A 9,333-nucleotide genomic window follows, 5' to 3' on the forward strand; every position below is an offset into this window, starting at 1 on the left:
TTCTGCAAAATAGATGCGCACCCGCGTCTGCAAATGCGCAATAGTGTATATAAGCTATACGCTATGAGTAAGAAAAATTACTATACGTTATTATTATTTTCAAAATTATCCATTCTCCTTTCGAGTGAATTTAGAAATTCTTTGAGAAAGGCCACGTTTTCCATAGACGCGCCCTCTAAAGCTTCATTGACAAGGTTATCAAATTCTTGGTGGAGCTTTTCGTGGTTGATATAGGCCGTTTCACCCTTGGGTGTCAGCCGTAAAATCAATCTCGACAGGTTACGAGGATCGGTGTCTTTTACAATCATATCCTTCTTTTGGAGCTTCATAATGATTTGAGAGACTGCGCCTTTCGTCACCCCCAATAATTCGGCCAGTCCAGTTACATGAATTCCTTCATTCTCTTTGATAGATTTAATCATATGGATTTCTGCTTCAAAGAGCTGTTCATCCGTCCCATAGCAGCGTGTTTTCCTGTCAACTTCAAAGAGCTTCCAGACCACACGCAAAAGCGTATAGCTAAGTTTGTTTTTGTTTTTACCATTCTTAATCATCATGTAACAAGTATATAGCTACTATACGCATTTGTCAATCCATATGTAAAATTTTTATATTGAGATTAAAGACCGTACTTCGGGCCAACTTGGCCCGAAGTGCTTATTTTTCCTGTTCGGCTTTCTTTTGGGGAGCCGAAACCTCTTTCAGTTTCGCCTTGTTTTCCTCAAGCAGCTTCATAATGGTATCCTTCATTTCGCGGGGTGTTTTCTCCTTGCCGAAATACTGGCTCAATTCCTGACTTGAAATAATCACTTTGTCTGCCTCCTTTTTTTCTTCTAACATGATTCCGTCAATCACATCGGGGTTTAACAGCTTCTTTTGGTCAAGGTTACGCATACGCTGTGCCTGTGAGAGTGAGGGAGCCGACTGCTGGCCCTCAATAGCGATAGCGATATACCGCTGATTTTTTGGCTCGATGAACGCAAGCTCCACGGCGGGAGTGAACGCAATTTTCTTTTCGTCCACCATTTTCATAAGGTCAGGAACCAACTCATTGAGCTTGATATACCGCTGAACCTGCTTGACCGTCATTTTGTTGCGCTCGGCTACAACCTCATTGGAGTGTTGTCCGTTACCGGTTCGCGCGCCCTGCCGCTTGATGGCTTCCAACTGCATTTGCAGGGCTTTGGCCCGTTCACTGGGCAGGATATTTTCACGCTGGTTGGTGTTGTCCTCTACCATCTGCGTGATGGCCTGTTCGTCCGTCATGTTGCGGATAATACAAGGCATATCCGCAAATCCAGCTAATTCGCTGGCTTTCTGGCGGCGGTGACCTGATACGATTTCATAGCCGCCATCTTCACGGGGGCGCACAATGGCAGGCTGGGTAACGCCCTTGTCCTTAACGCTTTCCACCATAGCCGCCATTTCTTCATCATTACGAACCTGAAACGGGTGGTCTTTGAAAGCGAAAAGCTCGGAAAGATTAAGGTAAACAATCTGTTCCTGTTCGCCGGGGCGGGGTGCTTCCCTCGGTTCGGGCGGCAGCTCCGGGGCAGAGGGCGGCGTTTCCTGCTGTGCCTGTTCCTTAGCTTGCGGGAAAGCAGAAGCCCCGCCGCCAATTTCTGCGGTCTGTTTCGGTTTATCCGGTTTCTCCGACTTTACGGCCTTTGGTGCTTTTTCCTGTTTGACAGGGCGGGCAGGCTTTTTGTCTACTTTTTCGGTGGTTTTAGGTGGGCGGCCTTTCGGTTTTCTGCCCGGTTGTTCCGGTTTTGCCGCTTTATCTGCTGGCTCCGCTTCCTGTTTTTCGGGGGTAGTCTGTTCCGCTTCCTTTACCCGCCGCCTGTTTCCCGGAAACAATCTCATTGATTTTGTCAAAGGAAACCACCACATCACCGGGGGCGGGAATGTCAATGGGGTCAGGTGCTTTCAGCCCGTCCTTATCAGCTTCATGCGGGGCCGCTCCGTCCTCATGGGGAAGTGCCGCTGTTTCCTCGGCGGTCTTTTCCGGGGCAGGAGCTTCTCCGCCAATCTCCGGCATAGGAGCAGGCGTGTTTTTTTCTTCTGCTGTTGCTTCCTGGGCCTGGGCGGTTTTTACTTCGTCCGGCTTGTTTGGCTCATTTTTTGCCATGCGTTTTTCCTCCTTGTCTGTTTTATGACATGAAAAAAGGGGCTTGATTTTTTAGGTCAAGCCCCACAGGGATTTGCAATCCCTCCTTTCCACTTCGGGCCAAGTTGCCCCGAAGTTCCGCTATCCAGATACAAAAATACCGCCCATCTTGTCCAATTGGGCGGTATCCTGTGTAATGTGATAGCTCATATTTTATTTTGGTATTCCCTTATCCCACATAGAATAAGGGTTTTTGCAGTTTTCCTAATACGTTTGGCTCATATGAACCAAATGTATTAGGAAAACTGTAAAATAGCCTGGAACAAGGGCAAAAATAAAATAAAATAAAATTTGAAGCTATCACATTATGAAAGACACCGCCTTAGTGAGACTATGGGCGGTGTCTTTGCATGGTAGCAGTTACTTCGGGCCAAGTTGACCCGAAGTGGCAGGGCTTGGGGAGGCTCTCCAACAAGCAATTTTTTGTAGGTTCATCCTACAAAAAATATGCAATTGTGGCCACAGTTGCCCTGCTTGCCGGTTTAGCATCTTACGTTTTAGAGGAAATTTATTATCCGAGCAAATGCTATTGACAACCGCACTATTTTGTGCTACTATATAGCAGTAGTTAGTAACACTGAATACAAGTCATACAAAATAGCGAAGGAGGGATTATGCTGGAGAACCTAACGGAAATGCTCAAAGGCGTGCTTGAAGGTTGTGTCCTTGAAATTATAAGCCGCAAAGAAACCTATGGCTACGAAATCACACGGCGGTTAAATGCCCTTGGCTTCACAGATGTTGTGGATGGAACGGTATACACCATCCTGATCCGGCTTGAAAAAAGCAAGCTGGTAGAGGTCACAAAAAAATCCTCCGACCTGGGACCGCCGCGAAAGTTTTTCGCGCTCAACGACGCAGGGCGCGAAGAACTGCTGAGGTTCTGGGAAAAATGGGATTTTATCGCGTCAAAAATTAACCAATTAAAGGAGGAGCAATCAGATGTCTGAGTTTTTCGATAATTATTTCAATATCAAAAAAATGATCGAGAGCAAGCGCGAGTACAAGCAGCAAATGGCAAGGGTGAAAGCTCTGCCGAAAGACTATCAATATGTATTCAAGAAAATACAGGGACACATGTGGAATTTTGCGGCGGGATCCGGTTATGACATGATGAAGATTCATTATGATCTGATAGAGCTGTTCGAGGTCGGCGCGACGGAAGGCAAGCATGTTTTGGAGATTACCGGCGAGGACGTGGCCGCATTCTGCGACGAGCTTCTGCGTAATGCCAGAACATATACAGAAGACTGGCGTGAGGCGCTCAACCGCGATATACTGAAAAAATTCGGAAAGAGGTAGGATTCAAAATGACAGAAAGCGCAATTAAGTAAAAGGGCTGCAAAAGTCCTACAAGAAACTTCATGTTCTAAAGGGCGTAGATTTTTGGGTGAAAAAAGGCAGTATTTTCGCCATGCTCGGCTCCAACGGCACGGGCAAGACAACGATTGTCAAAATCCTCACCACGCTGCTCAAACAGGATAGCGGAACTGTTATCGTCAACGGCTTCGATGTTGCGGCAAAGCCCGGCAATGTGAGGCAGTCAATCAGTCTGACCGGGCAATTCGCCGCCGTGGACGAGATTTTGACAGGGCGGGAAAATCTTATTATGATCGCCAAGCTGCGGCATCTCAAAAATCCGCGTCAGGTCGCGGATGATTTACTGAACCGCTTCGGCCTGACCGCCGTCGCCGACCGCAATGATTTTCAAAGGTTATTGTCCGACATTCGCACCAGAAAAATCAACTGTGTGATTATCAAAGACCTTTCATGCCTTTCCCGCGACTATGTTGAAGTGGGCATCCTGATTGACAGGCTATTTGTTCAGATGAATGTACGGTTTATCAGCTTGCATGAACGGATAGATAGCTATAATGACCCGGAGAGCGTTTCCAGTATGGTTGTGCCGATAACAAATGTGATGAACGACCAATACTGCTATCAGACCTCAAAGAAAATCCGGCAGATGTTTGACTACAAAAAGTGCAACGGTCAGTTTATCGGCTCATACGCTCCCTACGGCTACATCAAAGACCCCAATGACAAACACGCCTTGCTTGTAGACCATGAAGCCGCCGAAGTGGTAAAACAGATTTTTGCCATGTTTCTAAATGGTATGGCGGTAAGGGCAATCGTAAACCATCTGAACGACCACGGCGTTATGTGTCCGTCCCTCTACAAGCAGAGCTAGGGCCTAAAGTACAGTTGCCCCAAACGGATAGACAAAGCCAATGTGGAGTACCATAACAGTCACTAACATGCTGAAAAATCCTGTTTATTTCGGGGATATGGCGCAGGGCCGAAACCGTGTCAAGAGCTACAAGATACACAAAATCGAGGCTGTACCCGAAGAAGATTGGATTGTCGTTCAGAATACCCATGAGCCGCTTGTTAACCGGGAAATCTTTGAAAAGGTTAAGCAACTGTAGGAAGAAATAAAAAAGTAATAGAAGAATATATAAGAAATCAATTACAAGAAGATATTGGGAATGATCAAATAAGTATGAAAGAGTATATTAATCCATTCACAGGAAAAAAGAATAAAAAGTAGAATAAAGTAGCTAATACCCCTTTAGGGTTGGTGTGAGAAGGTACAGCGGTTGGCAGACTAATTAATGTGTCTTAAGACACTTGCAAGTACCAGGGCTAGAGCAAACCATCTGTTTTACGGGTGGTTATGATTAGGGAGAAAGTAGCACAAAATTTTAAGTTTAAAGATGTCGAATAGTGGGACAGAGAACCGTCCCCCTGTCCCATTTTGATTTATAAAAATAAATCTCTTTCTCCATTTTTTAGTTTTTCTAGATTATTTACAAGTAGTGTTTTTATATCTTCTCTTTGAATATTATTTAATTCTTGGCTAATGACTTTATTAGCCATAGCCATAAATTCTTTGTCACCATAGTCTAGGGCGTATTCCATTAATGTCATCATTGCATTTGGTTGACATACATGTTGTATTTCACCGGATTTTGCTAGTTTCATAAATCTATCTCCTGTACGACCATTTCTATAACATGCAGTACAATAGCTAGGTATATATCCATGTTTCATAAGAGATTTTAATACTTCCATAGGACTTCTATGATCATCTAATTTAAATTGGTCTACTTCTAGTTCCATGTCATGTTCCTTATATCCGCCTACTCCTGTACATGATCCGGCACTTACTTGGGAAACTCCATATTTTATTACTTCTTGTCGTATTTCTAGGGATTCTCTAGTAGATAGTATTAGACCAGTGAAGGGTACTGCTAATCGGATTATTGCTACTATTTTTTTAAATTCATCATCGTTTACTAGGTAAGGGAATTCTTCCATGGACATACCATCGGCTTTTTTAAGTCTAGGAACACTAATAGTATGGAATCCTACTCCATATTTATTTTCTAAATGTTCATTATGAAGCATTAAACTTAATACTTCAAATTTATAATCATATAATCCAAATAATACTCCTCCACCTACATCATCTATGCTACCTTTCATTGCTCTATCGAATGCAGTTAGATGATATTCATAATCTCCCTTTAAGCTTTTAGGATGCATATCACTATAAGTAGGTTGATGGTAAGTTTCTTGGAACAGTATATAGGTTCCAATACCTTTTTCTTTTAGTTTTTTATAATTTTCTACTGTAGTTGCAGCTATATTCACATTTATGCGACGAATAGTTCCATTATCTAATTTTGTATTATATATAGTATCTATAGAATCTAATATATAATCTATAGGACAGTTTATAGGATCTTCTCCTGCCTCTAAAGCTAATCGTTTATGACCTAATTTTTCCAATATTTTAACTTCTTCTTCAATTTCTTCCATGGATAATTTTTTGCGACAGAAATCATTATCTCGTTTATATCCACAGTATTTACAATTATTCACACAATAGTTACTTATATAAAGAGGTGCAAAGACTACTATACGATTTCCATATATAGATTTTTTTATATCTCCTGCAATTTGAAATATACGATTTAGTTGATCAGAATCATTGGTTTGTAATAGTAGAGCAATTTCTCGATGAGTTAAACCTTTTTGTTTTTCTGCTTTATCGAGGATTTTATTAATATCTTCCTTTGTGACATTTTTAGCTGATACTAATAGATTTTGGATATACTCATGATTTATAAACATGCTTTTCGCCTCCAATTAATAATATATATTCTATTTTATTTCTTTTTTAGAAATAGAAGTCTTCACTGAAACATGGGGTATATTGCCTAGTTTACCTGTTAGACTATTGATTTCATCTAGTTCTCCTAAAACCGTTAAAGAAATAACCGATATACCATCTGATTCAAATGGCAATCCCATTCGTCCTCTGATTATATGGGAATATTCTGATATAATATTATTAAATATTTTTTGTATTTCTTTTGGTTCATCTAATACAGCCCCAATAACAGCAATTTTTTTCATGTTCTCACATCCTTGTATTAAATATAGTAAATATAAAAGCAAATAAAAAACCTTCTCTAAAAAGAAGGTTTGGATTGCATCACAAAAAAATCTTTATATAATCCTTCCTTTCAGATGAGGTAAACTCTGTTCTGTTAGGTCGTACTTTAATAATTTTAGAAACAATGAAGTTAAGAATTCTCTCAACAACATTGATTTTGTTAATATTTTATCAATTATTAAAATAATTGTCAAGCAAATTTTATAAACTTTAAAATTTTTTTATAGATATCTTCTTTGTTGATTTCATTGAGTATTTCGTGACGTCCTTCAGGGATAAGTTCTATTGAAGTATTATAGCCTAAATCTTTATAAATGGAATTTACTTTTTGTACGCCAGTTCCTGATTTGCCTACAGGATCTTTTTCTCCAGCAATAAAGAATAGTGGAATATTTGGTGTTTTTTTAATATTTTCTGGATTAATAATATAGAGTAAGCCTTTTAAAATTTCTTCATAAAATTTTGGTGTATAAGAATAACCACAAAGAGGATCATTTATGTAAGAGTCTACTATGGAAGTATCTTTTGTTAGCCAATCAGCAGATGTTTTGTTAGGTTTAAAAGATTTATTAAATCCTCCTATTAAAAGATTATTTAAAAATTTACTAGGTTTTTTTCCAGAAGTTTTTCCTAAGATTTTAGCCATGGTAATTGCTACATTAATGGACGCTTTATCAGTATATCCTGTTCCAATAATAACTGCTTTGGAAATATCTTTACCATAATCCATAAGTGTATTTCTTGCTAAAAAAGAACCCATAGAATGACCTATAAGAATAATCTTGTCTACATTTTCTTGCTTTTTTGCTAGTTGCTTTACATGATTAACATCATCAACCATATCTCCCCATGTGTCATTTGTATAATATCCTATTTTTTGTCCATCTTCGACACTTTTTCCATGTTTTCTATGATCATGAATATATACAATATAACCTTGTTTTACTAAGAAATTTGCGAAATCTTCGTAGCGATACCCATATTCAGCCATTCCATGGAGAATTTGTATTACTTCTTTGTTGTTTTTTTCAGTATTTTCATTTCTGTAAGTACGTATATACAATTTTTGATTTTTATTCCCCTGAATTACTTGAATTTCTTTTTTCATTAATACCACCCCAGCAATTAAAATAGTAATAAGTATTTTCTATATTATAGCACTTTAATTATGAACTTTTAATTAAATTTAATATTTATAAAAAATAAATTCAAAAAGTTATTGACATATGTTCAGAATGATATATACTATAAATATAAAGAACATAAACCCAAAATAAAAAGGAGGCAATGCTAATGCCAGGAAGAAATGGAACTGGACCATCAGGAGAAGGACCAATGACAGGAAGAGGATTCGGAGTATGTGGAGCAGGATCCTTTTCTAGAAGACCAAGATTAGGATTGGGTAGAAGATTTGGTAGATATAATTCTATTGAAGATGAAAAAGCAATCCTTGAAACACGACTTAAAGAAATAAATCAGGTATTAAAAAATTCACAAAATGAAGGTGAGTAAAGGTATTAGGGAAAATAGATAATTTCTATTTTCCCTAATGAATAAAAAAACATAATATTGAAGATTTTAGATGTGACACAAATGAGTTTAGTAATATTAATAAGAAAATAGAAGGCTTGAGTGGAAAAGGTGTTGATGATGTGGAGAAAATTAATGATTATAAAAATGAAGATTTTTTATTAATTAAAGATGTAATAGAAGATAATGGATATAAAATGACAACTCAAAGAAGAGAAGTATTAATGCAATTCATTAGAAATAAAGAAGAACATTTAAATGTAGAAAAGATTTATGATATAGTAAAACCTAAAGGAATTGGAGTTTCAACAGTATATAGAAGTATAAATATTTTTGTGGATTTAGGAATATTGAAGGAATTTAGAGTAGATAATACAAATTATTATGAGTTGAAAATGTATGCTAAGAAACCTTTGCATATACATTTTAAATGTGAAAAATGTAGAAAAATTAAAGATATTACAGACAAAGAAGTAATTTTCAAATATCTAAGAATAAATAATTTGCTTGAAAAAGAATATAATACTGAAATAAATGATGTAGATATAATGTTTCATGGATTATGTAGCAATTGTATTGATAAAAATAATATTAATTGAAAGTAGGAGATATTAATGCCGAGACCTAGAAAAAGAAGAAGAGTATGTGGATTACCAAATTATAAAAGGTTTGGCCCTTTAGATAGAGGAACTGATTGTAATAAAGATATTGTATTGACTATAGAAGAATATGAGGTTATTCGACTTATAGATTTGGAGGATCTTGAACAAGAACAATGTGGAGAAAGAATGGATGTAGGTAGGTCTACAGTTCAAAGAATGTACGTTAATGCAAAGAAAAAAATTGCAGATAGCCTTGTTAATGGAAAAGTGTTAAAGATTGAAGGGGGAAATTACACAGTATGTGATATTAATTGTCAAAAATGTTCTCCTTGTTTTAGAGGTAGACATAGACATGGAAGAAATGGTGTATAAATTTAAGGTTGAAGTTTTTATGATAATTTAAAAATAAATTTAGGGTATATTATTAGACATAGTGATGAATAAACAGTATAATAACTAATGGAAGTTTTAATCCGTACGAGGAAAAAATTTATACATATTATATGAGCAACCTGGTAATATGTCAAGATAAAATTTTAAAATAAAACAATGTAATTATTAAAAAAAGG

14 protein-coding genes and 1 pseudogene are annotated in these 9,333 nt (G+C 37.5%); 9 read left to right on the plus strand and 6 right to left on the minus strand.

Annotated features, from left to right (window positions below; all coding sequences use genetic code 11):
- Positions 1-80 precede the first annotated feature (80 nt).
- From GOQ29_RS00130 to GOQ29_RS14490, 3 genes are all read right to left on the minus strand, one after another.
- Positions 81-554, minus strand: coding sequence for a MarR family winged helix-turn-helix transcriptional regulator (locus GOQ29_RS00130; protein ID WP_252187456.1), 474 nt, complete (start codon positions 552-554; stop codon positions 81-83).
- A gap of 103 nt (positions 555-657) precedes the next feature.
- Positions 658-1,875 (minus strand): ParB/RepB/Spo0J family partition protein, encoded by a 1,218-nt coding sequence (locus GOQ29_RS00135; RefSeq protein ID WP_252187457.1) that lies wholly within the window; start codon positions 1,873-1,875, stop codon positions 658-660.
- Entirely contained in the window at positions 1,778-2,128 is a 351-nt protein-coding gene (locus tag GOQ29_RS14490) for a hypothetical protein (protein WP_252187458.1), read from the minus strand. Before GOQ29_RS14490 ends, GOQ29_RS00135 begins: the two co-directional genes overlap by 98 nt.
- A gap of 389 nt (positions 2,129-2,517) precedes the next feature.
- Between GOQ29_RS14490 and GOQ29_RS00140 the strand changes: the two genes are divergently transcribed.
- From GOQ29_RS00140 to GOQ29_RS00165, 6 genes and pseudogenes are all read left to right on the plus strand, one after another.
- Positions 2,518-2,700: a hypothetical protein gene (locus tag GOQ29_RS00140; protein ID WP_203370332.1), complete on the plus strand. Its 183-nt coding sequence runs from the start codon at positions 2,518-2,520 to the stop codon at positions 2,698-2,700.
- An 81-nt stretch (positions 2,701-2,781) separates the two neighbouring features.
- On the plus strand, positions 2,782-3,117 hold the full coding sequence (locus GOQ29_RS00145) for a PadR family transcriptional regulator (protein ID WP_286672843.1): 336 nt from the start codon (positions 2,782-2,784) through the stop codon (positions 3,115-3,117).
- A complete protein-coding gene (locus GOQ29_RS00150; RefSeq protein ID WP_203370333.1) occupies positions 3,110-3,469 on the plus strand; it encodes a DUF1048 domain-containing protein in 360 nt (119 codons plus the stop codon). Before GOQ29_RS00145 ends, GOQ29_RS00150 begins: the two co-directional genes overlap by 8 nt.
- Before the next feature lie 37 nt (positions 3,470-3,506).
- The gene (locus GOQ29_RS14775) at positions 3,507-4,358 is read left to right on the plus strand and encodes an ATP-binding cassette domain-containing protein (RefSeq protein WP_484477040.1); all 852 of its coding nucleotides are present in this window, start codon (positions 3,507-3,509) and stop codon (positions 4,356-4,358) included.
- Positions 4,359-4,455: 97 nt separating this feature from the next.
- A complete protein-coding gene (locus GOQ29_RS14780; RefSeq protein WP_286672844.1) occupies positions 4,456-4,596 on the plus strand; it encodes a recombinase family protein in 141 nt (46 codons plus the stop codon).
- A pseudogene (locus GOQ29_RS00165) lies at positions 4,590-4,718 on the plus strand (IS200/IS605 family transposase); the annotation flags it as partial. The gene GOQ29_RS14780 and the pseudogene GOQ29_RS00165, both read left to right, overlap by 7 nt.
- A gap of 212 nt (positions 4,719-4,930) precedes the next feature.
- Here the strand turns inward: GOQ29_RS00165 and hydG are convergent.
- The 3 genes from hydG to GOQ29_RS00180 form a co-directional block, all read right to left on the minus strand.
- Positions 4,931-6,307 (minus strand): [FeFe] hydrogenase H-cluster radical SAM maturase HydG, encoded by a 1,377-nt coding sequence (gene hydG / locus GOQ29_RS00170; RefSeq protein ID WP_203370334.1) that lies wholly within the window; start codon positions 6,305-6,307, stop codon positions 4,931-4,933.
- A 30-nt stretch (positions 6,308-6,337) separates the two neighbouring features.
- The gene (locus GOQ29_RS00175) at positions 6,338-6,592 is read right to left on the minus strand and encodes a TM1266 family iron-only hydrogenase system putative regulator (RefSeq protein WP_203370335.1); all 255 of its coding nucleotides are present in this window, start codon (positions 6,590-6,592) and stop codon (positions 6,338-6,340) included.
- A gap of 230 nt (positions 6,593-6,822) precedes the next feature.
- Positions 6,823-7,740 carry an alpha/beta fold hydrolase gene (locus tag GOQ29_RS00180; RefSeq protein ID WP_203370336.1) on the minus strand — a complete coding sequence of 306 codons (918 nt, stop codon included), beginning with the start codon at positions 7,738-7,740 and terminating at the stop codon, positions 6,823-6,825.
- Between the two features lie 185 nt (positions 7,741-7,925).
- On the opposite strand from GOQ29_RS00180, the gene GOQ29_RS00185 reads away from it, so the two are divergent.
- From GOQ29_RS00185 to GOQ29_RS00195, 3 genes are all read left to right on the plus strand, one after another.
- Positions 7,926-8,144 carry a DUF5320 domain-containing protein gene (locus GOQ29_RS00185; RefSeq protein ID WP_203370337.1) on the plus strand — a complete coding sequence of 73 codons (219 nt, stop codon included), beginning with the start codon at positions 7,926-7,928 and terminating at the stop codon, positions 8,142-8,144.
- A 140-nt stretch (positions 8,145-8,284) separates the two neighbouring features.
- Entirely contained in the window at positions 8,285-8,761 is a 477-nt protein-coding gene (locus GOQ29_RS00190; RefSeq protein ID WP_203370338.1) for a Fur family transcriptional regulator, read from the plus strand.
- Positions 8,762-8,776: 15 nt separating this feature from the next.
- A complete protein-coding gene (locus GOQ29_RS00195; protein ID WP_203370339.1) occupies positions 8,777-9,136 on the plus strand; it encodes a DUF134 domain-containing protein in 360 nt (119 codons plus the stop codon).
- Positions 9,137-9,333 lie beyond the last annotated feature (197 nt).

This window comes from Anaeromonas gelatinilytica (assembly GCF_016820635.1).
Classification (GTDB): domain Bacteria; phylum Bacillota; class Clostridia; order Tissierellales; family SIT17; genus Anaeromonas; species Anaeromonas gelatinilytica.

What these genes read in the sequence shown, in the direction of transcription:
- GOQ29_RS14490 (WP_252187458.1), bottom strand. Translation starts at nt 2,128, where the DNA reads ATGGCAAAAAATGAGCCAAACAAGCCGGACGAAGTAAAAACCGCCCAG.
- GOQ29_RS00140 (WP_203370332.1), top strand. Translation starts at nt 2,518, where the DNA reads ATGGTAGCAGTTACTTCGGGCCAAGTTGACCCGAAGTGGCAGGGCTTG.
- GOQ29_RS00195 (WP_203370339.1), top strand. Translation starts at nt 8,777, where the DNA reads ATGCCGAGACCTAGAAAAAGAAGAAGAGTATGTGGATTACCAAATTAT.
- hydG (WP_203370334.1), bottom strand. Translation starts at nt 6,307, where the DNA reads ATGTTTATAAATCATGAGTATATCCAAAATCTATTAGTATCAGCTAAA.
- GOQ29_RS14780 (WP_286672844.1), top strand. Translation starts at nt 4,456, where the DNA reads ATGGCGCAGGGCCGAAACCGTGTCAAGAGCTACAAGATACACAAAATC.
- GOQ29_RS00130 (WP_252187456.1), bottom strand. Translation starts at nt 554, where the DNA reads ATGATTAAGAATGGTAAAAACAAAAACAAACTTAGCTATACGCTTTTG.
- GOQ29_RS00150 (WP_203370333.1), top strand. Translation starts at nt 3,110, where the DNA reads ATGTCTGAGTTTTTCGATAATTATTTCAATATCAAAAAAATGATCGAG.
- GOQ29_RS00175 (WP_203370335.1), bottom strand. Translation starts at nt 6,592, where the DNA reads ATGAAAAAAATTGCTGTTATTGGGGCTGTATTAGATGAACCAAAAGAA.
- GOQ29_RS00145 (WP_286672843.1), top strand. Translation starts at nt 2,782, where the DNA reads ATGCTGGAGAACCTAACGGAAATGCTCAAAGGCGTGCTTGAAGGTTGT.
- GOQ29_RS00185 (WP_203370337.1), top strand. Translation starts at nt 7,926, where the DNA reads ATGCCAGGAAGAAATGGAACTGGACCATCAGGAGAAGGACCAATGACA.
- GOQ29_RS00180 (WP_203370336.1), bottom strand. Translation starts at nt 7,740, where the DNA reads ATGAAAAAAGAAATTCAAGTAATTCAGGGGAATAAAAATCAAAAATTG.